Source organism: Bacteroidota bacterium (genome assembly GCA_016194975.1).
In the GTDB taxonomy this organism is placed as follows: Bacteria; Bacteroidota; Bacteroidia; order Palsa-965; family Palsa-965.
In genome coordinates, this window is sequence record JACQAM010000006.1 from 84,391 (window position 1) to 109,857 (window position 25,467).

A 25,467-nucleotide genomic window follows, 5' to 3' on the forward strand; every position below is an offset into this window, starting at 1 on the left:
TTACTTTTGAAATGCCCTGAAAAATGGGTAATTTTATAGTTAAGTACATCCTCACAACAAGGACATTTTGCAAAAAAAATAAAGTTATGGAAGCTAAATTTTCACCGCGAGTAAAGGATGTGATCACCTATAGCAGGGAGGAAGCGCTGCGTCTCGGACACGATCACATCGGAACAGAACATCTTCTGCTTGGAATTATCCGCGAAGGTGAAGGAAAAGCTGTCCACTTGCTGAAGAGCATGAATGTTAATCTTGCAGAGTTGCGCCGTGAAGTTGAATCGATCACCTCCGGCACTTCCAAAAAGAATTCTAATAACCTCGGAAATATTCCATTGCTGAAACAAGCTGAACGTGCGCTTAAAATCACTTATCTCGAGGCGAAAATTTTCAAGAGCTCGGTAATCGGAACAGAACACCTGCTGCTTTCCATTCTGAAAGATGATGACAGTGTGGCAACAAAAGCGATGAATAAATTCGGCCTGGATTATGAAACCGTGAAAAGTGAAATTGAGAATGGTGCCGCCGGCAGTTCTGATGAAACATCTTCCGGATCCACTCCGAAATCTGAATTTCCCAATACGCCGGACGATGAAGGAGAAGATGAAGGAGCATTCGGCGCCAGTCAGAAAAAAATTGCAGACAGCAAATCTAAAACTCCCGTGCTTGATAATTTCGGACGCGATCTTACCAAATCTGCCGAAGACGGAAAACTGGATCCTATCGTTGGCCGTGAAAAAGAAATTGAACGTGTGTCGCAGATCCTTTCGCGGAGAAAGAAAAACAATCCCATTCTCATTGGAGAACCGGGTGTTGGTAAATCGGCAATTGCCGAAGGACTTGCTTTGCGTATCATTCAGAAAAAAGTTTCGCGTGTGCTTTTCAATAAGCGCGTTGTTGCTCTTGATCTTGCTGCTCTTGTTGCAGGAACAAAATACCGCGGACAATTCGAGGAACGTATGAAAGCTGTGATGAATGAACTCGAAAAATCTCCTGATGTAATTCTTTTCATTGACGAAATTCATACGATCATCGGCGCAGGCGGAGCTTCCGGTTCACTCGACGCTTCCAATATGTTCAAGCCCGCACTCGCACGTGGAGAAATTCAATGCATCGGCGCAACCACGCTTGACGAGTACCGCCAGTACATTGAAAAAGACGGAGCGCTCGAACGCCGTTTTCAGAAAGTGATCGTTGAACCCACAACGGTTGATGAAACGATCCAGATATTGAACAACATCAAACAGAAATACGAAGATCACCATAACGTTTCCTATACCGATGATGCGATCAAAGCATGTGTAACGCTCACTTCGCGTTATATCACCGATCGTCATCTTCCGGATAAAGCGATCGATGCACTCGACGAAGCCGGATCGCGCGTGCACATCACGAACATAAAAGTTCCGAAGAAAATTCTTGAGGTGGAAGCGGAAATTGAAAAAGTAAAAGAAGAAAAGAACCAGGTGGTGCGCAGCCAGCGTTACGAAGAGGCCGCACGCCTGCGCGACCGTGAGCGCCAGTTGCAGGAACAACTTGAAGCTGCAAAGAAAGCGTGGGAAGAAGAAAGCCGCTCTCATCGCGAAACAGTGACAGAAGATAATGTTGCAGAAGTTGTTTCCATGATGACCGGAATTCCGGTGCAGCGTGTTTCTCAGAATGAAAGTGATAAACTTTCTGTGATGTTCGAAGCACTCGAGGGAAAAGTTATCGGACAAAGTGAAGCGATAAAAAAAGTGGTGAAAGCCATCCAGAGAAATCGCGCAGGACTTAAAGATCCTAACAAACCCATCGGATCATTTGTTTTTCTTGGACCAACCGGTGTTGGAAAAACGCAATTGGCAAAAATTCTCGCACGGTATCTTTTCGATAATGATGATGCACTCATCCGCATCGACATGAGCGAGTACATGGAAAAATTTGCTGTGTCGCGTCTCGTAGGCGCGCCTCCCGGTTACGTGGGATACGAAGAAGGCGGACAACTCACAGAAAAAGTACGGCGTAAACCTTACTCCGTGGTGCTGCTCGATGAAATTGAAAAAGCACATCCGGATGTTTTCAATCTCTTGTTGCAGGTGCTTGACGATGGACAACTCACAGATTCACTCGGAAGAAAAGTTGATTTCAAGAATACGATCATCATCATGACGAGCAACATCGGTTCACGCCAGCTGAAAGATTTCGGAACAGGAGTTGGTTTCAGTACCGGAGCTAAGCAGGTGAGTTCCGATGATTTTGCAAAAGGCATTATTGAAAATGCACTGAAGAAAGCATTCGCTCCCGAATTTCTCAATAGAATTGATGATGTAGTAATGTTCAATTCACTTTCACGCGACAACATTCACAAGATCATTGATCTTGAACTCGGAAAACTTATTGCGCGAATTGCAACAATGGGTTACAACGTGGACATCACTGAAAAAGCAAAAGATTTCATCGTTGATAAAGGATTCGATGCGAATTATGGCGCCCGCCCGCTCAAACGCGCGATCCAGAAATTCATAGAGGATCCGCTCGCAGAAGAGATCATCAAATCCGGAATTACGGAGGGTGATTCGGTCGTGATCGGTTATGACGAAGAGAAAAAAGATATTTCTATCACTGCAGGAAAACCGAAAACGAAGAAGGATAAAAAATCGGATAAGAAAGAAGAATAAAACAAAACCAATAAATTAAATAGCCTGCCAATTAACTGGCGGGCTATTTTTTTTTACGTCTTCGCTTTTTCCTTCCTGAAACTATACACCGCCATGAATCCTACATTCAGGTAGTTTAGATTTCCGTTGAGATCGGAAGCGATGTATGCTTTGTGTTCGTTCAGGTAGAGACGATACGGATCGAAATGATAATCGGTAAGATCTACAGCGGCCTGGATACCGATCGCAAAACTTCCTTCGGTATAGAAATAAACCCCGGTTTCTGCAGCGATGATTTTATAAATGTATTTCGTTTTCAGAATGGCAGGATCGGGCGTAGCAAGAATGGAAAGTCCGTAATAATGCACCTGCCCTTCCATCATGGTGAGACCCACGTACCATACCGAATTATCTCCCACTACTCTGTCATAACCAACGCGAATTCCGCCGTGATGACTTTGTGCATAGGTATTGATGCCCGGAATTTTATTATCGGCCGTCTTCCAAAGGTTAGTTTCGTATTGAATTCCAATTTGGAAACCGTGAAAAACAGCGTAAGAAAAATTTACAGTAACATCATAAATACCAGTGAAACTACGGCGATACGCTTTATTTGCTAAACCATGCGGGACAGTTGCAGTTCCGCGTACACTCATTTTAAAAGGAACACCATTCTTCAGATCCTGCGCATGCAGCAACTCAAAAGGAAAAAGAAAAAAGAATAAAAAAATGCGGAAGTATTTTGCCATACTCAATTCCCAAATATAATCATTGGTACTCTATTTTGCCGGCAACAACAGAACTATTCCAACCTGAACAGATTTCTATGAAGGAAAATTTATTTCCTGATCCAGGTATCAGCGTGGAATTTTGCCTGCACATCTGCGGCTACCGAAGAAAGTGAATCGACGGACGATGATTTTGAAACAGAAACATAATACAGGTCGCCGTTCTTTTCGAGTTCTGCGAGATACCCGCGCGTGCGCCATGTGCGCAATGTGAGATCAGCATTTGATTTCTGGCGGAATACTCCGGCGATGAGTGAATAATCTTCGTTCGTTTCGGGGCGCGCACTTTTTTTATTTTTCTCAATGAAAACAGGCGTAACGAGTCCGGCAATTTCTTTTTGTTGTTTTTCATCTGAATTGGCAACAGCATTATTCAACGTGTCGCCGAAACAATAAAGATATCCGTCTCTCGATGCGATGAAAATTTTTCCTCCATTAGCAACAGGGCTTGCTTCAAAAATCCCGGGATGAAAATCCAGAGGAAAAAAATTCCCATTGGCACTGTACGAGAATAAATAAATTCCGGAATAACCTGCAGCGATAAGATGATCCTGAACGAAAATAGGAGTGGAAATGGAAGAGCCGATATGTTTGTGATAACGAAGAACCGGAACTGGATATTTTGTTTTTCCGTCGGGACCCGTGGACATGGAATCTTTTTCAATGCGATCATATTGCACCACATTCAATTCTCCGTCGATGCCGGTGAATGCAGCAAGATGATCATCGCCTCCTTTGTTATAAAAATCATTCACCGCCACACTTCCTACTACTCCACCTTCCCAATCTGCAAAATGAAGATCGCCGGTAGGAAAATACCATTGCACACATTGTGCAGGATCTTTTTTCGGATCAAGTTTGAAAATTCCGCCGTTGCCGGTGATGTATTGTTTTTCTACCGGAATGAGAATGCAACTGTCGGAAGTAACAACAGGAGTTCCATCCAAATCGGAACCAATGTAAAAATCCCAATCAATAATTTTTTTTGTGAGCGAATACCCGTACACGTGCCCGGAGCCCGCAGTGATGTACACGTGATCGCCAATGCGCGCAGGAGAACTTTCCGTCACAAGATTTCCCCCGTGTTTCGCCGCATCCTCGTTATTGTAAAGTTGCTCTTCTGAAAAAACGCGCGGATGAAAAACAGAATCGTCAGGTTGTGTTTCTTTTCCCGGATCGAATGAAATGAATTTTCCATTCTCCAGGCCGATGTAAGCGGTATCATTCACCACGAGCGCAGATGCATCACAATCGCGGCTATAGCTTGCCGTATGTTTCACATTGAAGCGCCATACTTCTTTCCCGGTGAAAAAAGAAACAGCACGAAAACTATTTGCAATTCCAGAACACATTTCCACATCCACACCTTTGCGGCTTCCCTGCATGATCACGATCCTGTTCTGCGGATCTTTTGCGCTGTCGTTTTTCCAGATGGTTCCTGTTCCTTTCAGAATATCATCGAAAGAATAATTCCAGGTGACTTCTCCGGTTGCAGCATCAATTTTTTTCAGGTTGTGATCGAAAGCTCCCTGTATGAGCCATGTTTTGTTTTTTTCTTTCACCACGAGTGGCTGACCGGTCCATCCCGCACCGAACCACTCCTCTACTCCTTTTTTTGCGGTGACGATCGTTGTGCCTTTGCCCAGAAAAGTTTTCCAGATCACATTCAGTTTATCACTTGCAGAGTCGCCGTAATAATTTCTTTTTTCGTTACCGAGGAAAGTGGAAACGCGGATGTCGATGGAATCCGGGATCTTTTTTTCCAGTGAAACAGTGGGTTCTGTAATGGAAAAATGTTGTTCTACCTGTGGAGCAGGAAAAATAAAAACTGAACAAGCGGTTTGAAAAACAACAAACAGCGTGGTAAAAAGAAGAAATCCTGAAATGAAACGCCAGCGAATGGCCATGGGAGTTTTTGAAGGGGGTACCGAAGATACGAAAAAGAGAGAATTTTCGCTTACAAAAACAGCTTTTTCACTTCTGACTTCAACGCTTTTCCCATTGAATTTCTCGGGATTTCTGCAACAAATTTCAACAGCGAAGGAATTTTGTACGGGGCAAGTTTGTCTTTGGCCCAGGCACGCAGTTCTTCCAGCGAAAATTCTTTTTCACCGGTTTGCAGCTTCAGGGCAACTGCAATTTTCTCTCCCCACGTTTCATCTTCAATGCCAGCCACACTGCATTCTTCAATGGCCGCGTGTTCCAGCAAAACATTTTCGATCTCCAGTGCTGAAATTTTATAGCCACCGCATTTAATGATGTCGGTCGATAATCTTCCGGCGATGCGGAACACGTTGTCTTCAAACACAACCATGTCTTCTGTGCGGAACCATCCGTCTTTCGTGAAACTCTTTTTCGTTTCTTCCGGCCGGTTCCAGTATTCTTTGAAAAGATTCCTGCCTCTCACTTCAAGTTCGCCTTCTGTTCCTTCCCCGCTTATCCGAACATCCATTCCGGGAAGTTGTACCCCAACACAACCTGCTTTCCGTTTGCCGTGAAGAGAATTCGACAACACCATCCCGGTTTCCGTCATCCCGTATCTTTCCAGTAAAAAATGTCCGCTGATCTTTTTCCATTTTTCAAGAACAGGAACAGGCAACGCTGCCGAACCGGAAACCATGAGACGGAAATTTCGACAGGCATCGGAATATTTTTCCCGAATAGTAGGATCGCATTTTTCCCAATGAGAAATTAATTTGGAATAAATAGTGGGCACCGCCATGAAAAGAGAATATTTTCTTCCCGCGATCTTTGCCCATACTTTTTCCGCATTAAACTCCGGAAGCATTTCGCAATGAGCGCCCGAATAAAGAGCACATAAAAGTTTATTGATCAAACCATGCGTGTGATGCAATGGAAGAAAATGCAGAATAGAATCGACTTCATTCCATTCCCACGCCTGCACGAGACACGTAACCTGCGCGAGTACGGATGCATGCGTGTGCACGACACCCTTCGGTTTCCCGGTGGTGCCGCTGGTGTAAAGCATGAGCGCATTGCAGCCGGCAGCCGGATAATCCCAATTGAAAGGAATGAATTTGCCGGAAAATATTTTTTCATCAAGTTCTATTATATTCTTCAATCCACCGGGCAAATGGCCGAGCATCGAAGAATGACAGAGAATTATTTCAGCGCCCGAATCTTTCAGAACATATTCTACTTCGGGAACAGCGTGCTCTTTACAAATTGGAACCACCATAGCACCGCTCATCCATCCCGCAAGTAATCCTGCTGTAAAAGTTATGCCCGGCGGACAGAGCAGCGCAATGCGTTCTCCTTTGAATTTCCGGTGAGAAAAAAGTTCCGCACCGATAAAGCTTGCTGAATTGAAAATAAATTCCGAAGAATATTTTCCATGCCCGTCTTCCAAGATATTTTTCCGCGGATGCTCCACGACAATTTCAGCAAAACGTTCAGGAAAAGTTGCAGCCACTATTCCGCGATTTTCTTTTTAAAAATTTCCGGCACAAGCGGATTCACTTTGCGGAACCACCATTTCGGGAAGAGCGCGATGTAATACATTCCGAAATATCCGGAAGGAAGTTCAGGCGTGCCTGCATGCGATACGAGTGTGTGATAAGGTTTCGATGCACGAAGATGATGATCAGAATGACGAACGAGTTCGAAGAGCGAATTCCGGCTTCCGGGTTTATCTGTTCTCCAGGAATGAATGGCATCGATCTTTTTTTCTTCGCCGCGCACGAGTGCATAATGTTCGATGTAACTCACATATTCCAGAAAATGGATCGCAAATAAAGTTTGAATGGCATAAGCAAGCAAAGCGAATTTTCCGAGGATCACTCCTACAGCAACAAACATGAGCAGTTCAAGCGCAGTTGTTGTTACCACGTAATTCGAAAGCCCGTAAGTGAATTCATTTCCTTCTTTCTCCAGGCGTTTCACTTCGAGCTGCAAGGAATGCCACCACTGAAAAGGAACAGACCGTGTGAGAAAATCATAATAGGATTCTCCGTAACGCGCTGTAGCAGGATCAGCATTGGTTCCTACATTTTTATGATGACCGTGAATATGCTCAATATAAAAATGCATATAACTTCCGAGAAAAAGATTCACCTGCCCGAGCATGCGCGCATAAAAATATTTGCGGTGAACAAGTTCGTGTGCACAAATGAATCCTGCCACACCGGTATTCAATCCTGTCGAGAGCGCACAGGTGATAAGCGAAAAAATATTTTGTGGATGAACCGCCATCTTCAGCAAAGCAAAAACCGAAAGAATATGCAGCAACGAAGAAATGACAAGAATAAGATCAGGGAAAAAACTATCTGTGAATTCAGGCGGATCATTCTCTGAAGGTTTTTTTATCCAGTCTGCACAGGGAAGAATCACCATTGCCCAAATAATATTTGCGATCGCAAATTTCACACTTACAATATTTCCAAGCAGCACAAGAATTCCCGGCAGCAGGGCGAATAGGTAACGTATGGAATAACGGAAATTCATTTCAGCGGCGAATAATGAATTCTGCTCCATCAGGAACGATTCTGATATTCCTGGCGATGGCCGGTTGCTTTACCACTTCGAGATGAACAGTTGTGCCCGAAGGATCAAGTTTCGAATAGTCGGCCACCACGCGGAACATTTCCGGTTTCACCGATGAGAATTGCGAAACAGGAACAAGAAAAATAACTTCAGCTTTATCGGGGAAAGTGCGCCAGGTAACATTCGAAGGAACATTGATCTGCTCGATGGGAACTTCCACTTTCTCTTCCGTAAACCGGTCCACATTTATTTTCAACTGCACTTCTTTCGGCACGAGCGAAACCTGGCTGAGTTCGGGAGGAAGAACAAGTTTCACCGTTTCATTCACTGAACGATCGAGTGAAGAATAATAACGCGATTCCGTCTCGACGTAATTAATTTTATTGAGCAGCACCTCTGCCCCGCTTACGAGAACAAATTGCGGATCGGTGAAAGCGCTGTCGCCAACACGGAAAGAAGCTGCGCACTGCACAGTGACTTTCGGCCGCACGGGAACTCTTTTTTCATTCTTGCCGGAAAAACTGATGATGATACTGTCGGGCATGATCTTGATGATACGGAAACCGTGGCCAAGTGCGCCTTCGATTCTTTCCGGGTGAGAATTTGTTGCGAGCGAAAAATTTCCGTCGCTGATGGAGCGCGCATTACGCATGTCGAGTTCGAGCGGGTTGAGCACGTGCGTCCATTCGTTCGCGAAGATGGTAAAACCGGAACCGGAAACTTCAGCATCGAGTGAATCGGGCAGATCGACCGGGACAAGATCTTTGTTGGTCGTGTTCACATAAGTGACAGGAACTTTGAGAAAAAGAGTGTACTCTTTGGAAAGCTGGTGAAGCAGCCAGAAAACTGATGCGAGAAAAATACAACCGAGGAAATTAATGATCCTCCTGTTGGATAAAGGCCGGAGTGATCTTGTTTTTCCCAGTATGTCGTCCTTTTCTTCCAACTGCTTTTTTATTTTTTCAATTTATTTTCACGGATGAATAAAAATAAAAATTCCTTCGTTGATCTTATTTCTCACCGCTTTCACAACAGTTTTGATACCAGACCCTCCGAAGGAATTCACGATTTTTTTAAACTCAGGCTTTCAGTTCTTCGAGCTTTTCTTTTTTCTCGTCGTTATCAGGACTGTTGATCGCTTTTGAATTATCGAGGGAAACAGCGCTCTTGAGGATCTGCAATCGTCCGCCATTCTCCACTTCGATCACGAAAGTTTTAGAGCGCACTTCGATCACTTTTCCAACGATGCCGCCAATGGTAACGATCTTTGTTCCTTTCCCGATCTCACCGAGAAAATTAGTTTGCTCTTTTTGTTTTTTACGTTGTGGGCCAAGAATGAAAAAATAGAAAACCACAACGAGCAGGCCAATCATAAGAATGTTGAGCATTCCGGGGCTGATGCCGCCCGATGGCGCTGTGGTGGTGGTTGTTTTTGCTCCTTGAAGAAGAAGAGTGTGAAGTGACATGTAGTTTTTTTTTAAAAATTATTTCTGTGTAGTAAGAACGTCTGCGGTGATGGTGATGACTTTTGTATTCGGTTCGCAATTGGTGGTAATGGCTACTGTTTTTTCCTGCGGCCCGCTTTTCCCCTGTGAATTGAATTCCACATTCACCACACCTTCTGCTCCGGGAGGAATAGGTTTTCTCGGGTAATCGGGAACAGTGCAGCCGCAGCTTCCGTGCGCTTCGGAAATAAGGAGATCGCTGCCGCCGACATTTTTGAATTTAAACGCATAGCTAACGCGTTCGCCCTGCGAAATTTTTCCGAAATCATATTTTTCAACTTCAAATTTCATGACCGGCGCTTTTCCTGAAGGAGAATTTCCGCTTGCGTTCGCGCTGATGTCAACCATATCGGTAGAAACTTCATCTGGTTTTTTCGGAGCGCAGGAAGCCAATGCGAAAGCAAGGATCGCAATAGCGGAGAGACGGATAATGTGGTGCTTATTCATGATCATTTTTTTGTTCCAACAAAAGTAAAGCAGTTTGCCCAATGCACGGGGAGTATTTTGCAAATAGTTGTTACAAACCTCAACCGGTATTTTCATTCAATGAGTCCACGCCCGGTTTTTTTCATCGTATCCTCTTTCCGGAAATCAGCAACAAGTTTATCCAGGATACCATTTATAAATTGTTTTGATTTAGGTGTGCTGTACGTTTTGGAAATTTCAATGTATTCGTTCAGTGTAACTTTCACAGGGACACTGGTGAAATGGAGCAATTCGGTAATGGCCATTTTCATAAGGATCACATCCATCAATGCAATGCGTTCCACTTCCCAGTTTTTTGTTTTTTCTGAAATGAGTTGCTGACTGGCTCCGTTTCCCATTATTGTTTTACGGAAAAGATCGAGCACAAATTGTTTATCCTCTTCCACATCTTTGAACAACGGCGACAATGCCGGTTCTTTTATTTCATTGCAATTCTCAAAAGTTCGGATGACTGTGGGAGCAACGCACATATTCATATCGCCCGGCCAGTGCATATTTTTTTCTTCAATGAAATGTTCGAAATCTTCACTGTCGGCAATGAATTTTTTAAAAACTTCGAGAAGAAATTCCTGGTCGGCCGAATAAGAACCTCCACCGGATGACATGTATTTTTTGTATTCATCAGAACCGGAAATTTCCTCCCATAATTTTTTCAGTATGTTAATTTCAGATTCAGTTTGCCAGGTGAGTTTACGTGCGCCAGCTTCCCGCTTGAGATCTGAATTATTACCCAACTGATCAATGACGCGGTTATTCAGAAAACGGAGATTGGGAGAAAGATCTTCGGCAGTAGGCAAATGTTTGTTTTTACCGATCTCTATCTTATTCTGTGCCACGCGAAGAAGTTCAACCGGAAGAAGCAGGAGATAAAGATAAAGTTCGTACGTGCGATCGATGCTCCTGAGTAATTCCCGTTCTCCTTTGGCCATGTCATCATCTTCTGACTGGAAAAATCCATACAGTGACTGCATTACCTTGATCCGCAAATACCTCCTGTTCAGCATAAATTAAAGAACGTCGCTTTTAAATTTCAGCGTTTTGTCCGGTTGTGCGCAATGGCTTTTATCCTTGCTTCTGCCGTTTTATTCGCAGCAAGAAAGGTTGGAATATTTTCTTTTTTCGACATCATGAAAATGTCGGATGTTGTTTTGTAAATATCACTTGCCTGCGCCATGGAATATTCTTTTCCATAACCTGCAACTTCGGAATAAACATTGATTAGTCCGCCGGCGTTCACCACAAAATCGGGTGCATAGAGAATTCCTTTTTCCATCACGATCTTTCCGTGAACATTCTCATCGGCAAGTTGATTATTGGCGGCCCCGCAGATGATAGAACATTTCAAACGTGAAAGTGTTTCGTTATTAACGGTGGCACCGAGAGCGCAGGGCGCATAAATATCAATATCGAGATCATAGATTTTATCGCCGGAAACAATTTCAACTGATGCGTGTTTCTTTTTTATTTCCGCAACGCGATCTTCGAAAATATCTGTGATGAAAACTTTCGCTCCTTCTTTCACAAGATGATCGACAAGATTCGATCCCACATGCCCTACTCCCTGCACTCCGATTTTTTTCCCGGAAAGAGAATCATTTCCCCATCGCTCTTTTGCAGAAGCTTTCATTCCCATATAAACTCCGTAAGCTGTAACAGGAGAAGGATCGCCGCTTCCGCCGAGTGCAGGAGGAATACCGGTAACATGTTTTGTTTCCATGTGCACATACTCCATATCGCGGGAACTGATGCCTACATCTTCTGCAGTAATATATTTTCCGCCGAGTGAATCCACGAATTTTCCGAACCGGCGCATGAGCGCTTCACTTTTATCTTTTCTTGAATCGCCGATGATCACCGCTTTTCCTCCCCCGAGATTCAATCCTGCTACTGCAGCTTTGTACGTCATTCCGCGCGACAGCCGCAACACATCTGTAAGCGCTTCCGCTTCGGAGGCGTACGCCCACATGCGCGTGCCGCCGAGTGCGGGGCCGAGAACAGTGCTGTGAATTCCGATTATAGAACGGAGGCCGGTAGTATTATCATTGCAGAAAACAACCTGTTCATGATCGAACACGGACATTTGTCCGAGTGGTCCGCCGGTATTGGTCTGGGGTTTAGTGTCGTTCACTGTCAGCATGTTTTTTGATTGAAGAATTTACAGGAATCAAAATATCTAACTTTGCATCCCGCATTCAAATTAATGCAAGGCCGACAAAAGTAGCTGTTTTTCATTTCGTAACAATCCTGTTCAATCAATAAATTCTGTGCGATCATTAGGTTATCTGAATAAATTTTTCTGGCGCTACCGGTTGAGATTTTTTTCCGGGATAATTTTTATTTCTCTCTCCACATTTTTTATTACGAGCTCGGTTGATTTTCTCGGAAGGGGACTTGATTTTGCGAGGACCGCAATGACACATCACTTCGACAGGGATAAAACTTTTCACGTTCTTTTTTTATACGGCGCAGAAATAATCCTTTACACACTTGCTTACGGTTTTTTTCTTTTTCTCAACCGGCAAACGATCATTGTCATGTCGCGGCTCATTGAGTATGATATGAAGAATGAGATTTTTGCACATTACCAGGATCTCGATCAGTCATTTTACAAGCAGAATAATACCGGCGACCTGATGAACCGCATCAGTGAAGATGTGAGTCGCGTGCGCATGTACATAGGCCCGGCCGTGATGTATGCGACCACCACGATCATTACGGTGATCATCACGATCTATTTCATGTTTAGCAAAGATGTTCGTCTTTCACTCTTCGTACTTTCTCCGCTTCCGATTCTTGCTTTCTCGATCTATTATGTAAGCAACCTCATCAACCGAAAATCATTGGGTGTACAGCGGCAACTTTCACTCATTACCACTTATGCACAGGAAACATTTTCAGGGATACGGGTAGTTAAAGCATTTGCAAGGGAAGAAACCATGCAGCAACGATTCGATACTGCCTCTGCCGATTATCGAAAACTAAATATGTCGCTTGCAAAAACCGAATCTCTTTTTCAGCCGTTCATGATGGTGCTCATTGGTGCAAGTATCATTCTCACGATTTTTGTTGGAGGATGGCAGGTTATAGATGGAAAAGCAACTCCGGGAACTATTAATTCATTTGTACTTTACGTGATGCGCCTCACCTGGCCCATCGCTTCTCTCGGATGGGTAACATCTCTCGTGCAGCGCGCAGCAGCATCGCAGGAACGCATCAATGAATTTCTGAAAACGAAACCGGGCATTACCAATCCATCAACAGCGCCACTTCATCTCGAAGGAAAAATTGAATTCAGGAATGTTTCATTCGAATATGAACACAGTAAAACACAAGCACTGAAAAATATTTCATTCGTCATCGAGCCCGGAGAATCGGTCGCTTTCATTGGCAGAACCGGCGCCGGTAAATCGACGATCGCACATTTACTCTTGCGGCTTTTCGATGTTTCGAACGGAAAAATATTAATTGATGATAAAGATATCCGCGAAATAAACCTGGATGAGTTGCGTGATAAAACAGGATATGTGCCTCAGGAAGTTTTTCTTTTTTCTGAAACCATTGCCGACAATATTGCATTCAGCGCTCATGATCTGAACAATTCGGACACTGAAAAAAATGAGGGGCAGAAGCCGGTTATTGAAAAAGCTGCAAGGGACGCGGCCGTTTATTCCAATATCATGGAATTCCCTGATGGATTCAATACAATGGTGGGTGAACGTGGCGTAACATTATCCGGCGGACAACAGCAGCGTATTTCCATTGCAAGGGCAATCCTGAAAAAACCACGCATTCTCATATTTGACGATTGTCTTTCTGCTGTTGATACTGAAACAGAAGATGAGATACTGGGCAATCTTTCGAAAATAATGAAAGGAAGATCGACGGTCATTATCAGCCATCGCGTTTCGAGTGTGCGGCAATGCGATAAAATAATTGTTCTTGACCAGGGAAAGATCATTGAGCAGGGCGATCATGATTCGCTCATTGAGAAAAAAGGCATTTACGCCGAACTTTATCGAAAACAGGTTGAGGAATTGAAAGAGAAGAACTGATTTTGGATTTTACTTTTATGGGGCATCAGGATTCCCTGAATTCAATGTAAGTACAAGTTTCTGACGGTTTCCTTCAAAAAAACAATATTGATCTGTTTCATTAATTAATAATACATAAAATACTATAAATTAGATTTTTAAGTATAATTATTAAGTTAATGGTAGTAGGGCGGCCGATAGACAATGCTTCAAAAGCAATGCAATAGTTGCCTGAAAACGAATAACCTAAATTATTTATCCTTTTTTTTTCTATTTTTGTTAGATACCACCTAACAAATAGCATGAACCAAGACGGAAACACGGACCATAGGTACAACGATCAACAGGAGATTTTTTCACGTCCTGTTAAGGCGGGCAAACGCACCTATTTCTTCGACGTAAAGGCGACGAAGGGCAACGATTACTACCTGACCATTACCGAGAGTAAAAAACGTTTCGGAGATGATGGGCGCTTCCATTATGAAAAGCATAAACTTTTTCTTTACAAAGAAGATTTTGAAAAATTCGCTGACGGACTCATGGAAGTGATCAACTTTATCCGTGAGAATAATCCGGGTGGGCCTCCACAACAGCATCACAACCATAACGGCCATGCTGATCATAATAACACGGAGGTGAATCACAACATTGATAATTCGCAGGCCCAGAATCCTGTGAGCAATGATGTGAGCTTTGAAGATCTCGGTAACAGATGATTTGATGAAACAAAAAAATATATCCCGGTTAAGAGCCGGGATTTTTTTTAAATGAAATTTCTCCTTTCCATATATTTTTTCCTCGCGTTTTTTTTTTCCTGTAAGCAGGATGAGGAAATCAGCGGAACCGGGTTCAAGGGATTCATTGTTGATTCGAAGATCGAATACGGTGACAGCTCAGCTTCCATTGATCGCAATGAAATAATCATGCTGGAAAAAGCACTGGTGCGCGATACAGCGCTTGCGAATTCTTATTTTATTGCCTGCGATATTAATTCTCACGACTCCATGATGATGAGCAGGAATATCAGCAACAAGGAATTTGTCATCAGGAATCTTTCAAAATACCTGCGGCGCTACATGGCTTACAAAAATTACAGAGGAGAAAAGATCATCAGTATTGAGGCATTCATGCCGATGACCGGAATTGGTGATGACCAGGTGAAGAACCCACATTTTACAGTGGACGGCGGTGGCGCAAATTTCTGGTACGCCTTTTATAATGTTGCGACTGATAAAATTTCCGACTGGGATGTGAACGCCGATGAGTGAGCATCACTCCGCTGAAAAAACTTTTCCTGCTTCTTCCATAGCCGCTCCGAAATTTTTCATTTCAATTCCTGTATTAATATTTTTCTCAGTAAAAAATTCCAGCACTTTTTCCGTTGGCATATTGCCGGTGAGTTTATCAGTCGCCATTGGACAACCGCCAAAACCTTTTATTGCAGAATCAAAACGTTTGCATCCTGCTTTCCAGGCTGCTTCCATTTTTTCTTTCCACGAGTCGGGCGTAGTGTGTAAGTGCGCGCCTATGGTGAGTTTTGGAAATTCGGGAATGATATTCGAGAATAAATAATTTATGTTTTCAGGATTTGAAACGCCAATAGTATCAGCCAAGGCAATGATCTCAATTCCCATTGCGGATAATTTTTTTGTCCACGCAATTACAACTTCTGCACTCCACGGATCGCCATACGGATTTCCGAATGCCATAGAAATATAGACGACGAGTTTTTTATTTTTCTTCACACACAATTGCTGAATCTCCTCCACTCTTGTCAATGATTGCCCGATCGTCGCATTGGTATTTCTCAATTGAAAAGTTTCTGAAACAGAAAATGGGTAACCGAGGTAAGATATCTGTTCGAACTTCACTGCATCTTCTGCCCCACGTACGTTTGCAATAATAGAAAGCAGTTTAGAGTTTCGGGGTTCGAGTTTCGAAAGGACTTCTTCGGTGTCGCGCAATTGCGGAATGGCTTTCGGCGAAACAAAACTTCCGAAGTCAACGGTATCAAATCCGCATTTGAGAATGGAATTGATATAGAAAATTTTTTTTTCTGTAGGAATAAATTCATGAATGCCCTGCATGGCATCACGCGGGCATTCTATAAGTTGAAGTTTTGAATCAGGAACCATATTAATATGCGAGAAGATTTTTCTCCTGAAGTATGATCAGCGAAGATGAACTTTTTTCATATGTCTGAATGATTGCATCGAGATTCGCGCTAATCACAGAAAGGAGTGTTTTGTTTCCAACATTTCCAAGTTCAATAAGTAGAACTTTTGGAGGTGCTCCTTTGACAATGAAATGATCAAAAAAATCTGAATCCTTCGTGATGATTATTCGGTCTTGTTCAAATGCTAATTTGCGAATCTGCTCATCTTTCATTAGCTGACCTTCGGGAAAGTCAGTGGTGTGAACACAGTCGTGCCCACGATTCTTAAGAAAAGTGGATAAGGAAGGTGGAAGTTGCGTGTCGACAATGAATTTCAAAATCGACGTATTTAGCTGGCTAAAGGAAGAACACTTTTAGTCTTTGCCATATAAGAAGCATATAACAGGCAAGCATTGATATCATCCTGCTCGATGTAGGAATAATCTGCAAGAATTTCATTTGCAGTCATTCCTCCAGCAAGTAATTCGAGCATTTGAGATACGGTGAATCTCATATTGCGAATTGTCGGTTGTCCGTTGCAAACTTCCGAGTTCAAACTGATGCGTGACATTAACGAATTCATAACACTAAGGTAGGAAATTTGAAGAGATCATTGGGTCGTTACAGTTTATTCATTCAACTTGATCGTTGCAAGATATTTGAATTCCTGAATTATTTCTTTGTTGTTCTCTACCTAACCAAGCTATGAACTATTAAAATTATCTTCCATAACTGAGATGAAATAGGCTAATTTTATACAACACAAAAGCATTAAAACTAACACCATGAAAAGAAGTGCAACAGCCGTTTGGCTCGGAACCGGAAAAGAAGGAAGCGGAAAACTTTCTACCGGAAGTACTACACTCAGCAACGCGCAATATTCCTATAAATCACGATTTGAAGATGGTGTTGGAACAAATCCTGAAGAACTTATTGCAGCGGCACATGCAGGATGTTTCTCCATGAAACTCGCTTTCGTTATAGGCGCTGCAGGATTTCCTCCAGAATCGATCGAAACATTTTGCGAGAATCAACTGGCGAACGGCATGATCGAATTCTCTCATCTTGTTTGCAAAGCAAAAGTTCCGGGAATAAGTGCAGAAGCATTTCAGAAAGCGGCGGAAGAAGCAAAAGCAACTTGCCCGGTTTCGAAATCACTGAATATGCCGATCACGATGGAAGCTTCTTTGATCTGATCAGTAGTACTTCATTTCGGGTGGGGAATGAAAAAATGCTCGCTCCTTTTCAGTGAAATAGGGTAACATCTTGTCATTTGTTGTCATTGACTGCTGGATGACTTTTCCTTCGGTCGTTATTGCAAATTTGAATTGGTAATGGACAATGTCTGTCCTGACTATTCTTCCGGATGCATCGTAAACCGTGTCGTAATGATTCATCGGTTGGTTGTACCACGTATCGCTGATCATTCTTGTTTTTGAGATGAAAGAAGAAGTAGTGATGGAAACATTTCCCCCATCTTCTTCATCTGCCATATCAGATGAAAATCCCGAGACAAGGAATTCATCTGCAATTTTTCCCTTCTTTCCCATGAAAATAATTTCCAGATCGGATTCTTCATCATTTACGCAATGCAGGATCGTGAAAACATCGTAGGCACGCGCCGATGTATCCTCAATAGAATAGAAATAGTATTTTCCTTTCGAATCATTCTCGTAGGTGATCCGTTTCTGAAAGATCCGGTAGTAGTCATCCCAATTCATCTCCACAAGATCTGAAACATCAAGTTCATCTGGATACAATTGAAATTTGCCGGATTTAGGATGACGAAAACGATCCTTGTACCGCTCGAGATCAAATGTATCGGCGCGAAGAAAGGAATCGAGATATTCTTCTGACCATCGCGGAAAACCAAGTGAGTTGTCAAATTTTTGCAAAGCAGGGACGATCTCATTCATCGAATCAAGTTGCTCAGCGTCTTTTATCGAATCAATTCTGCACACTTCGAGAATAGAATCCATTTCTGCAACGGCAGCAAGAGAATCCTTTTCAACCTGAATATCTTTTGCGGAAGGGAAACACTGATCGGCAAGAAGAGAATAAATAAAAAGCACAATACCAACGAGGCAGATCTGAAAAAGTGAAATACTATTCTTCCGTTTCCCGGTTTTCATAAGAGAAAATTACGTTTCTCATTACCAGAGGATATGAACTTTCAACAAGTGTTGGGATTCGTTGAACAATCGTAGTAATAATCTCAATTCGCAAACACCATCTCCTTCGTCCCGATTACTTTTCCATCTATGACCAGCGAATAAAAATAAATTCCGGTTGCACCATAACCATGTTCATACAACACTTCATTATTTCCCATCTGCAACTGAACGGGAATTTCCTTAACCAGCTTTCCGTCGGTAGAAATAATTTTTACTGAAGCATGTTTGTAAGCAGGAATTTCATTCACATTGAACTGGATGTACGTCGCTTCATCGAATGGATTCGGATGATTCTGCAATAATTCAATCCCCGGCATTACTTTTAAATAGTCTTCGATTCCCAATGGAGTTGTCATGTATTCGCGCGAAAAAATACTTTCTATTCCCAGTGAATCCACCGATGCTATGCTTACATAATACATCGTTGCCGGCGGAACATTGATCGTATCAATGAGCGTTCCGGAAAATGTGTAAACGGAATCCCAATCATTCGTGGTCGTGCGCACACCCACGCGATAAGTTTGATATTGAGTTTGCTGAGTAACGTGAATGACAAGATTGCTGTCGTAAGTAGAAAGAATAAAATCGGGAGACTTCGGGCTCATTGCCGCCATTGCCGCAGCATTTCCATTGATCACTGCATTTCTTGCGAGATAACGGAAGTCAACAAAAAAACTATCAATGACAAGATCACTGTTCGTATCCACACCCAGCGTATCCCGCGTCGTATGCTGCCGATCGTGATAAGCAGTATCCACCACATTTGCATCACCGTGTTCATTCGCAGAAGTGAAACGCATGGCCGTGTAAGAATGCTGGCGGAATGGCTGATGATCTCCTCCTCTGCCCGTCCTGTCTTCGGGCGACATGATGCGGATATCTGTTCCCCATGTCAATGAAGGACGAATCATTTCTTTGTATTCTAATTTTATGTAACGCGAATATTGTTTGTGCGCAGAATTGTAAGCACCGAGCGAAAATAAACGAACACCAACAGAATCGATGTCATTCAATCCCGGACAGCTTGGCGGAGAAGATGTTTGCCCGCAGATAATTCCGCCGATCACATCATTATTCTGAACAGCTTTAATTAAAATTCCTTTTTGTTGTGTGTAATCGGCAAATGCTTCTGCGCCGTACAATCCTTGTTCTTCTCCAATGGTAATGATGAAAACGATCGTGTGATGAAAATAATATTTGCTCATCACACGCGCGAGTTCGAGCACGAGCGCACTCCCACTCGCATTGTCTTCCACACCCTCGGCCGTGCAAAGTGAATCGCACAATCCTTCGCAGCGGCTATCCATGTGCCCTTCGATGATCATAATGTGTTTGTCTGTCGTATCTGATCCGGGAAGAACAGCAAACGCTTCACGATGCTGGCCCATCGTGCAGATCTGCAGGTTGAATTGCAGATAGGAAGGGATTAAACGATTTTCATTGGCAGAACTGAACTGCGAAAATTTTCCATACGCCCACCTGCGCGCGGCACCGATTCCGAAATTAGAAGCTGTTGTATCTGATCCGGTGTTCCTGTTTTTAAAAGCAGCGAGTTGAAGAATATAACTCTTCAAGGAATCGGGAGAAACATTGGCAAGAATTCCCTGCGAGATTACGGACGGCTGATCGATGACAACTGATGGTGCATACATTGCCGGATTGTAATTGCCGAGCATAATTTGTTCCGCAACCGGAGTTGTGCAAACGAAATTGGTTTGTGCAGAAAAAATTGCCGGAAGAAATATTGCGATAAACGGAAGGAGAAGTTTTTTCATGGGAAAAAGGTGAAATCAAATTTAAGCAAAAGCAAAGCGAATGTCAATAACGAAAAATCAATGATTTCTTCTCACGATCTCCTTGCATATCTTCTTCGCAATTCCCGGCCTACTTTGCGGGCCAAATGATTTATTTTCATTTCATCCAGCTAAAAGAAATAGCATTATCCGAAATCATTAGACAACTTTCGAAAATTGATTTAAACTTGCGGAGAACATTATTTATAAACGAACATGAGCAGTATTAAATTATTCGAAAGCAAACAGGTAAGATCGGTTTGGAATCCAGAAGATGAAAAATGGTATTTCGTTGTAGAAGACGTGATCCTTATCCTCACAGATAGCGCTGACCCAAAACAATACATCAAGCGGATGCGTGAACGCGACGAGGAGATTGCTAAAGGATGGGTACAAATTGTACCTACCCTTTTGGTTGATACGATCGGGGGCAAGCAGAATTTGAATTGTGCCAATGTAAAAAGTCTTCTCCGCATCATTCAATCCATTCCATCACCTAAAGCTTGCAGTCTCACAGTTTGAACTCTCGCGCATGCCTGTGTCGGGTGTAACGCCCGACACCACTTCAAACTGTTACACTGCAGAAATTAATTTCCTTTTCTTCTAACGATCTCCTTACATATCTTCTTCGCAATTCCCGGCCCCTGGTAAATAAATCCGGTGTACACCTGGACGAGACTCGCTCCCGCTTCTAATTTTTCGATCGCATCTTCCGCAGAATTAATTCCACCAACTCCTATGATCGGAAATGCTTTGTTGGATTTCTCTGAAAGATATTTTATGACTTCAGTCGATCTTTTTCCCAATGGTTTTCCGCTGAGTCCACCCGCTCCAATTGTTTCGAGTTTGGAGTTTGGAGTTTGGAGTCCTTCGCGCGAGATTGTTGTGTTCGTTGCCACTACTCCATCAATTTTTGTTTCTCTTACAATTTCAATGATGTCGTCGAGTTGTTCATTCGTAAGATCGGGCGCGATCTTCAGCAGAATTGCTTTTTGTTTTGGTTTTACCGAATTAAGTTTTTTCAAACGCATCAACAATTCTTTCAGCGGGCCTTTCTCCTGCAATTCACGCAAACCCGGTGTATTCGGCGAACTTACATTCACCACAAAAAAATCAACAACAGGAAAAAGCTCTTCAAAACATTTTTCATAATCATCGCCTGCATTTTCATTCGGCGTCAATTTATTCTTCCCGATATTTCCTCCAATGACAATTTTTGTTTTTCTTTTTTTCAATCGCGCAGCAGCAGCAGCAGCTCCTTCATTATTGAATCCCATTCTATTGATCAATCCCTCATCTTTTTTCAAACGAAACATTCTCGGCTTAGGATTTCCTTCCTGTGCCAACGGAGTCACCGTTCCTATTTCAATAAAACCAAAACCAAGCTGGCCAAGTTCATCAAACAATTTTGCATCCTTGTCAAATCCGGCAGCGAGTCCAACGGGATTCGGAAAAGTCATTCCGAATAATTTTACTTCGAGCCGCGGATCTTTGAAATTGTAAAAAGCGCGGAAAATAGCCGGCACTCCGGGAATGCAGAAACAGAATTTAATGGAAGTAAAAACGAAGTGGTGAATTTTCTCCGGATCGAAGAGGAAGAAAAAAGGCCGGAGAAAAAATTTATACATCGGCTACAAAGGTACAGTTGTCAGTTGTCGGTCGTCAGTTGTCGGTTACTTTTTTTTTACTGAACCCTGCTCACTGCTGCTGCCGCTAACAACCGGCTACTGTTTTTTCCCTTTCATTTGTTCATTCAGTTTATCAATATCGGCTTTGCGCTGATTGAGAATAGCAATGTAACGTCCCGCGCATTTATCTCCCATTGTTTGCGCACGCTCTGCCCACTGAATGGCGAGATCAAGCTGGCCATCCTGTTCGGCGGATAATGCAAGATTGTAACTCGCGCGCGAAGCAATTTTCGGATCGGAAGAAGTAGATTGTTTATTCCAGATGTCTGTTGCATCATGCCAGTTTTTTACGCGTGCAAGATGTGCGGCCCGTCTCATTTCCGGACTTCCTTTTTTGTAATACGAACGTGCTACCCAAATCCATTGCGGAGAAATGCGATGGGCATATTGTTGTCCGGCTGCAATGCCCGCGCGCTGCACCATCGTATTCCGCGCAGGAAGATTTCCTTCAGCTAAAACTGCAGTTGCGCCACTCCCGTCAAATTGTGTATTAAAATCCTGGTTGTATTCGTCCACAACCGTTCTGTTTTTCAGATCGTAAATTCTCCACACGCAATACACGTTCACGCGTCCGTGCGCACGATACGACGCCGGCGAAGTTGCAGTTGCTGCAGATGCAATCTCACTGAAAATATCGGTATTCGAATCAAATGCTTCGAGAACGATCAATCCTGTTGACGTATCTCCTCCTACCATTTTTTTAACGGTGTTCCAATCAAGCGGAGGCATCGTTTGCCTGCGGCCCGTTCCTTTAAGAGCAGTATCAACAGCAGCAACTGTAACAGTATAGCGCGGAGTTTGTATGAGCACCTGGCGCAATCCTTCAATGCAATCTTCTGCTCCCCATTTATCAGTGAAAACTCCTTCGCCTGTTGCAATTCCTTCGAGCACATTCAGCGCACCTTGCCCATTTCCTTTTCCGGGACGCGTACGATCAGCAAGCACAAATTTCTGAAAATGCTGAGGCAACATGATGTCGGCAGGTTGCAGGATCTGAATTTGCGTGCCTGCCATTTTGCAGGATTGTCCGGCAGCGATCATAAAAAAAACTGCTGCAATGAAAAACGGAAGAGGGCGAAAAAAAGAAAATATTTTCATGAGTTGGTTTTTGAACAGGAATGCCAAAATTATACCAAACCCGTGAATGAAATACAGGGAAATTGTGCGAAAGGAAATTTATTGTGCCTGAGTGATCTTCTGCCACTGGATTCCATGTGCAGGATCTATCTTTTGCAACAGCGTGGTGACTTTTGTTTTTTCGTCGGGCAAGGCACCGGAAAAAAGTTTTACGATCTCATCCACTTTCGCATTGAAGAACATCTGTACGGCCCACGAAAGCGGTTTCTGATCATTCACTTTATCGAGCAACAGCAAAGCTTCGAGCACTATCGCTCTTCCTCCATTCACATCCTGGTACATGATATCGAAACCGAGGCGATGATATTTGTAAATGCATTCGCGCACGGGCGAGTAGATCGATTGCAGCATATTATCAGCGATCCAGTAACGGTCTTTATTCCCGTCCATTGATTTCCATCCTTTCTCCGGCGCCTGCTGCGCATTGGAAACAATGGTCTGCGCTTTTTGCCAGAATGGAGTTCCGCCGTCGAGCGAAAAAGAATCGTAATCGGTAGCAATGATCACATAAGCGTAAAAAGCAAAAATGGAAGTGAGATTACTGAGATGTTGTGAGATGGAAAATTCCATCGGCTGAAATTCGACGTATTTGAATTGAATGTCCACGTCGTTGTGATTGATGAGCGTAGATGAATAAGAAGATTTGAAGACCGGCCGTGAAGACTGGATCTGTAATGTTCCCTTGTATTCGTCGGTAGAAACTTTTTCATTGATGGTGAGAACAAGATTGCAGAGAATTTTTTCTTCCGGGGAAAAAACATCATTCGTCCATTTGGTATTGTTCATGAATTCGAATAATGATTTCTGGAGATTATCGAAAATTCTTTTTTCCGTCGTACCCTGTATCTGTGGTGAGAGTACCTGTATCTGGCAATTCAATTCCTGCGCACTTACCCGGATTGTAATTGCAGAGAAAAAGAGAAGGAGTAAAAAAATGATTCGTTTCATCCGTGTAATTTTTTTTCGAAAAGATCTACGATATCCGAAGCCACTTCTTTTTTCAGCTTCAGATCAAAGTTACTTGTTTTACCATTTTTGTCGATGATGGAAATGCGATTCGTATCGGTTCCGAAGCCGGCTCCTTTTTCGCTGAGCGAATTCACGATGATCATATCGAGTTTTTTGTTCTTCAGTTTTTTCTTTGCATTGGCAATGGCATTCTCCGTTTCGAGTGCGAACCCTGCCAGCACCTGTTTTTTCTTTTTTAATTTTCCCAATGAAGCGAGGATGTCTTCTGTCTCTACTAATTTTATTTCATCCAGTTTCTGTTCCTCTTTTTTTATTTTCTTTTTTGAAATTTTTGCCGGGCGATAATCGGCTACAGCTGCCGCCATGATCGCCCCGTTGCAGGAGGGAAATTCTTTCAAACACTTTTTCATCATCTCCGCCGCGGTATTCACATTTATTCTTTTCACTTTATTATTTTCCGTCTGCAGTGAAACAGGCCCGGTGATGAGCACAACGTCTGCACCGCGAGCGGCAAGTTCTCCTGCAATAGCAAATCCCATTTTTCCCGATGAATGATTGCCAATGAAACGTACGGGATCGATCGCTTCAAATGTAGGACCGGCGGTCACGAGTATCTTTTTACCTTCAAGACGGTTTGTTTTCTCCATCGTTGCCTCAAGCACAGAAACGATCTCTTCCGGTTCCGCCATTCTTCCTTCACCCGAAAGGCCGCTTGCCAGTTCACCTTTTCCAGGTGCAATTATTTTCACTCCTGCATTTTTAAGGCGGAGAATATTTTCCTGCGTCAGTTTATGTGCATACATATCGAGATCCATGGCCGGCGCAAGAAAAACAGGGCAGCGTGCAGAAAGAAAAACAGCGAGCAATAAATTATCGCTTCTTCCTTCCGCCATTTTGGAAATTGTATTTGCACTTGCGGGCGCAATGATCATCGCATTGCCCCACGAACCAAGCTCCACGTGATTATTCCATTCACCGGTTTTTCCTTTCGTGAATTCAGTGAGAACAGGATGTTTCGAAAGTGTGGAAAGTGTAAGCGGTGTTATGAATTCATGCGCCATCTGCGTCATGATCACGCGCACATCTGCACCCGCTTTCACGAGCAGGCGCACGAGAAACGCCGATTTGTAGGCGGCAATTCCACCGGTTACACCGAGTAATATTTTTTTTCCTTTGAGCATGAATTAAAAAACGAAGGACATGCGATCAGGAAAGACCGGCATGTCCAGCGGAATTAATTTCGGAACAACTCAGTTTCCCTCCGGTGCGTCTTTCGATGCATTGCGGTGATAAACTTTTCCTTCGAGGAATTCCTGTGTTGCGATCTGCGTGGGTTTCGGAAGCCGCTCATAGAATTTAGAAATCTCGATCTGCTCGCGGTTCTCGAAAACTTCTTCGAGATTGTCGGTGTGAGTAGCGAACTCATTAAGTTTTCCATTGAGCTCTTCTTTCAGTTCTGCGCTGATCTGGTTGGCGCGTTTGGAAAGAATAGCTACACTCTCATACAGGTTGCCGGTTGGAGCATCAATCTGCCTGATGTCGCGTGTAACGGTTGTGAATTCTGCGTTTGTTTTTTTGAAATCTACCATGGTTAGTATTGATTGG

25 protein-coding genes are annotated in these 25,467 nt (G+C 43.2%); 6 read left to right on the forward strand and 19 right to left on the reverse strand.

Annotation, left to right across the window (positions count from 1 at the left end; translation table 11 throughout):
• The first annotated feature begins 86 nt into the window (after window positions 1–86).
• Window positions 87–2,654, forward strand: a complete 2,568-nt coding sequence (locus HY064_04025; GenBank protein MBI3509807.1) for an ATP-dependent Clp protease ATP-binding subunit — start codon at window positions 87–89, stop codon at window positions 2,652–2,654.
• Window positions 2,655–2,707: 53 nt separating this feature from the next.
• Here HY064_04025 and HY064_04030 read toward each other — a convergent pair whose 3' ends face one another.
• The 9 genes from HY064_04030 to HY064_04070 form a co-directional block, all read right to left on the reverse strand.
• Window positions 2,708–3,382 carry a hypothetical protein gene (locus tag HY064_04030; GenBank protein MBI3509808.1) on the reverse strand — a complete coding sequence of 225 codons (675 nt, stop codon included), beginning with the start codon at window positions 3,380–3,382 and terminating at the stop codon, window positions 2,708–2,710.
• A gap of 89 nt (window positions 3,383–3,471) precedes the next feature.
• Entirely contained in the window at window positions 3,472–5,328 is a 1,857-nt protein-coding gene (locus tag HY064_04035; GenBank protein MBI3509809.1) for a PQQ-binding-like beta-propeller repeat protein, read from the reverse strand.
• A gap of 50 nt (window positions 5,329–5,378) precedes the next feature.
• Window positions 5,379–6,854, reverse strand: a complete 1,476-nt coding sequence (locus HY064_04040; GenBank protein ID MBI3509810.1) for an AMP-binding protein — start codon at window positions 6,852–6,854, stop codon at window positions 5,379–5,381.
• Window positions 6,854–7,915: an alkane 1-monooxygenase gene (locus tag HY064_04045; GenBank protein ID MBI3509811.1), complete on the reverse strand. Its 1,062-nt coding sequence runs from the start codon at window positions 7,913–7,915 to the stop codon at window positions 6,854–6,856. Before HY064_04045 ends, HY064_04040 begins: the two co-directional genes overlap by 1 nt.
• Window positions 7,887–8,870: a YbbR-like domain-containing protein gene (locus HY064_04050; GenBank protein MBI3509812.1), complete on the reverse strand. Its 984-nt coding sequence runs from the start codon at window positions 8,868–8,870 to the stop codon at window positions 7,887–7,889. The genes HY064_04045 and HY064_04050 overlap by 29 nt, the downstream gene beginning before the upstream one ends.
• Window positions 8,871–9,003: 133 nt before the next feature.
• Window positions 9,004–9,312, reverse strand: a complete 309-nt coding sequence (yajC, locus tag HY064_04055; protein MBI3509813.1) for a preprotein translocase subunit YajC — start codon at window positions 9,310–9,312, stop codon at window positions 9,004–9,006.
• A 96-nt stretch (window positions 9,313–9,408) separates the two neighbouring features.
• The gene (locus HY064_04060) at window positions 9,409–9,876 is read right to left on the reverse strand and encodes a DUF1573 domain-containing protein (protein MBI3509814.1); all 468 of its coding nucleotides are present in this window, start codon (window positions 9,874–9,876) and stop codon (window positions 9,409–9,411) included.
• Between the two features lie 92 nt (window positions 9,877–9,968).
• Window positions 9,969–10,886 carry a transcription antitermination factor NusB gene (nusB, locus tag HY064_04065; protein ID MBI3509815.1) on the reverse strand — a complete coding sequence of 306 codons (918 nt, stop codon included), beginning with the start codon at window positions 10,884–10,886 and terminating at the stop codon, window positions 9,969–9,971.
• Window positions 10,887–10,945: 59 nt separating this feature from the next.
• Window positions 10,946–12,052 carry a Glu/Leu/Phe/Val dehydrogenase gene (locus HY064_04070; GenBank protein ID MBI3509816.1) on the reverse strand — a complete coding sequence of 369 codons (1,107 nt, stop codon included), beginning with the start codon at window positions 12,050–12,052 and terminating at the stop codon, window positions 10,946–10,948.
• A gap of 127 nt (window positions 12,053–12,179) precedes the next feature.
• Here HY064_04070 and HY064_04075 point away from each other — a divergent pair, with 127 nt between their 5' ends.
• The 3 genes from HY064_04075 to HY064_04085 all read left to right on the forward strand — a co-directional run bounded on the left by HY064_04075 (window position 12,180) and on the right by HY064_04085 (window position 15,214).
• Window positions 12,180–13,967, forward strand: a complete 1,788-nt coding sequence (locus HY064_04075) for an ABC transporter ATP-binding protein (GenBank protein ID MBI3509817.1) — start codon at window positions 12,180–12,182, stop codon at window positions 13,965–13,967.
• A gap of 281 nt (window positions 13,968–14,248) precedes the next feature.
• A complete protein-coding gene (locus HY064_04080) occupies window positions 14,249–14,662 on the forward strand; it encodes a PUR family DNA/RNA-binding protein (GenBank protein MBI3509818.1) in 414 nt (137 codons plus the stop codon).
• 51 nt (window positions 14,663–14,713) lie between these two features.
• Window positions 14,714–15,214: a hypothetical protein gene (locus HY064_04085; protein ID MBI3509819.1), complete on the forward strand. Its 501-nt coding sequence runs from the start codon at window positions 14,714–14,716 to the stop codon at window positions 15,212–15,214.
• Window positions 15,215–15,217: 3 nt separating this feature from the next.
• On the opposite strand, the gene HY064_04090 is transcribed toward HY064_04085, so the two are convergent.
• From HY064_04090 to HY064_04100, 3 genes are read right to left on the reverse strand one after another with little or no spacing between them, the layout of a single operon-like run.
• Window positions 15,218–16,081, reverse strand: coding sequence for a hydroxymethylglutaryl-CoA lyase (locus tag HY064_04090; protein MBI3509820.1), 864 nt, complete (start codon window positions 16,079–16,081; stop codon window positions 15,218–15,220).
• Window position 16,082: 1 nt separating this feature from the next.
• Entirely contained in the window at window positions 16,083–16,439 is a 357-nt protein-coding gene (locus HY064_04095) for a DUF5615 family PIN-like protein (protein ID MBI3509821.1), read from the reverse strand.
• Between the two features lie 11 nt (window positions 16,440–16,450).
• The gene (locus HY064_04100; GenBank protein MBI3509822.1) at window positions 16,451–16,684 is read right to left on the reverse strand and encodes a DUF433 domain-containing protein; all 234 of its coding nucleotides are present in this window, start codon (window positions 16,682–16,684) and stop codon (window positions 16,451–16,453) included.
• 202 nt (window positions 16,685–16,886) lie between these two features.
• Between HY064_04100 and HY064_04105 the strand changes: the two genes are divergently transcribed.
• Window positions 16,887–17,297: an OsmC family peroxiredoxin gene (locus tag HY064_04105; GenBank protein MBI3509823.1), complete on the forward strand. Its 411-nt coding sequence runs from the start codon at window positions 16,887–16,889 to the stop codon at window positions 17,295–17,297.
• Here the strand turns inward: HY064_04105 and HY064_04110 are convergent, their stop codons facing one another.
• Together HY064_04110 and HY064_04115 are read right to left on the reverse strand one after the other, a co-directional pair.
• Window positions 17,298–18,233: a hypothetical protein gene (locus HY064_04110; protein MBI3509824.1), complete on the reverse strand. Its 936-nt coding sequence runs from the start codon at window positions 18,231–18,233 to the stop codon at window positions 17,298–17,300.
• A gap of 83 nt (window positions 18,234–18,316) precedes the next feature.
• Window positions 18,317–20,050, reverse strand: a complete 1,734-nt coding sequence (locus HY064_04115) for a M28 family peptidase (GenBank protein MBI3509825.1) — start codon at window positions 20,048–20,050, stop codon at window positions 18,317–18,319.
• 234 nt (window positions 20,051–20,284) lie between these two features.
• Between HY064_04115 and HY064_04120 the strand changes: the two genes are divergently transcribed.
• Window positions 20,285–20,590 carry a hypothetical protein gene (locus HY064_04120; GenBank protein MBI3509826.1) on the forward strand — a complete coding sequence of 102 codons (306 nt, stop codon included), beginning with the start codon at window positions 20,285–20,287 and terminating at the stop codon, window positions 20,588–20,590.
• A 65-nt stretch (window positions 20,591–20,655) separates the two neighbouring features.
• On the opposite strand, the gene HY064_04125 is transcribed toward HY064_04120, so the two are convergent.
• From HY064_04125 to HY064_04145, 5 genes are all read right to left on the reverse strand, one after another.
• Complete coding sequence (locus HY064_04125; protein ID MBI3509827.1) at window positions 20,656–21,696, reverse strand: quinone-dependent dihydroorotate dehydrogenase; 1,041 nt, start codon at window positions 21,694–21,696, stop codon at window positions 20,656–20,658.
• 96 nt (window positions 21,697–21,792) lie between these two features.
• Window positions 21,793–22,854, reverse strand: a complete 1,062-nt coding sequence (locus HY064_04130) for a hypothetical protein (GenBank protein ID MBI3509828.1) — start codon at window positions 22,852–22,854, stop codon at window positions 21,793–21,795.
• A 78-nt stretch (window positions 22,855–22,932) separates the two neighbouring features.
• Window positions 22,933–23,841 (reverse strand): DUF4835 family protein, encoded by a 909-nt coding sequence (locus HY064_04135; GenBank protein MBI3509829.1) that lies wholly within the window; start codon window positions 23,839–23,841, stop codon window positions 22,933–22,935.
• The gene (coaBC, locus tag HY064_04140) at window positions 23,838–25,043 is read right to left on the reverse strand and encodes a bifunctional phosphopantothenoylcysteine decarboxylase/phosphopantothenate--cysteine ligase CoaBC (GenBank protein ID MBI3509830.1); all 1,206 of its coding nucleotides are present in this window, start codon (window positions 25,041–25,043) and stop codon (window positions 23,838–23,840) included. The genes HY064_04135 and coaBC overlap by 4 nt, the downstream gene beginning before the upstream one ends.
• Window positions 25,044–25,112: 69 nt before the next feature.
• Window positions 25,113–25,451 carry a DNA-directed RNA polymerase subunit omega gene (locus HY064_04145; protein MBI3509831.1) on the reverse strand — a complete coding sequence of 113 codons (339 nt, stop codon included), beginning with the start codon at window positions 25,449–25,451 and terminating at the stop codon, window positions 25,113–25,115.
• Window positions 25,452–25,467 lie beyond the last annotated feature (16 nt).

Bases quoted from the DNA above. Each gene is read 5' to 3' on its own strand.
- HY064_04080 (MBI3509818.1), top strand. From the start codon at position 14,249: ATGAACCAAGACGGAAACACGGACCATAGGTACAACGATCAACAGGAG.
- HY064_04120 (MBI3509826.1), top strand. From the start codon at position 20,285: ATGAGCAGTATTAAATTATTCGAAAGCAAACAGGTAAGATCGGTTTGG.
- HY064_04115 (MBI3509825.1), bottom strand. From the start codon at position 20,050: ATGAAAAAACTTCTCCTTCCGTTTATCGCAATATTTCTTCCGGCAATT.
- HY064_04145 (MBI3509831.1), bottom strand. From the start codon at position 25,451: ATGGTAGATTTCAAAAAAACAAACGCAGAATTCACAACCGTTACACGC.
- HY064_04090 (MBI3509820.1), bottom strand. From the start codon at position 16,081: ATGGTTCCTGATTCAAAACTTCAACTTATAGAATGCCCGCGTGATGCC.
- HY064_04100 (MBI3509822.1), bottom strand. From the start codon at position 16,684: ATGAATTCGTTAATGTCACGCATCAGTTTGAACTCGGAAGTTTGCAAC.
- HY064_04085 (MBI3509819.1), top strand. From the start codon at position 14,714: ATGAAATTTCTCCTTTCCATATATTTTTTCCTCGCGTTTTTTTTTTCC.
- HY064_04030 (MBI3509808.1), bottom strand. From the start codon at position 3,382: ATGGCAAAATACTTCCGCATTTTTTTATTCTTTTTTCTTTTTCCTTTT.
- HY064_04135 (MBI3509829.1), bottom strand. From the start codon at position 23,841: ATGAAACGAATCATTTTTTTACTCCTTCTCTTTTTCTCTGCAATTACA.
- HY064_04110 (MBI3509824.1), bottom strand. From the start codon at position 18,233: ATGAAAACCGGGAAACGGAAGAATAGTATTTCACTTTTTCAGATCTGC.
- HY064_04025 (MBI3509807.1), top strand. From the start codon at position 87: ATGGAAGCTAAATTTTCACCGCGAGTAAAGGATGTGATCACCTATAGC.
- HY064_04105 (MBI3509823.1), top strand. From the start codon at position 16,887: ATGAAAAGAAGTGCAACAGCCGTTTGGCTCGGAACCGGAAAAGAAGGA.
- yajC (MBI3509813.1), bottom strand. From the start codon at position 9,312: ATGCTCAACATTCTTATGATTGGCCTGCTCGTTGTGGTTTTCTATTTT.
- HY064_04060 (MBI3509814.1), bottom strand. From the start codon at position 9,876: ATGAATAAGCACCACATTATCCGTCTCTCCGCTATTGCGATCCTTGCT.
- HY064_04125 (MBI3509827.1), bottom strand. From the start codon at position 21,696: ATGTATAAATTTTTTCTCCGGCCTTTTTTCTTCCTCTTCGATCCGGAG.
- HY064_04070 (MBI3509816.1), bottom strand. From the start codon at position 12,052: ATGCTGACAGTGAACGACACTAAACCCCAGACCAATACCGGCGGACCA.
- HY064_04130 (MBI3509828.1), bottom strand. From the start codon at position 22,854: ATGAAAATATTTTCTTTTTTTCGCCCTCTTCCGTTTTTCATTGCAGCA.
- coaBC (MBI3509830.1), bottom strand. From the start codon at position 25,043: ATGCTCAAAGGAAAAAAAATATTACTCGGTGTAACCGGTGGAATTGCC.
- HY064_04045 (MBI3509811.1), bottom strand. From the start codon at position 7,915: ATGGAGCAGAATTCATTATTCGCCGCTGAAATGAATTTCCGTTATTCC.
- HY064_04035 (MBI3509809.1), bottom strand. From the start codon at position 5,328: ATGGCCATTCGCTGGCGTTTCATTTCAGGATTTCTTCTTTTTACCACG.
- nusB (MBI3509815.1), bottom strand. From the start codon at position 10,886: ATGCAGTCACTGTATGGATTTTTCCAGTCAGAAGATGATGACATGGCC.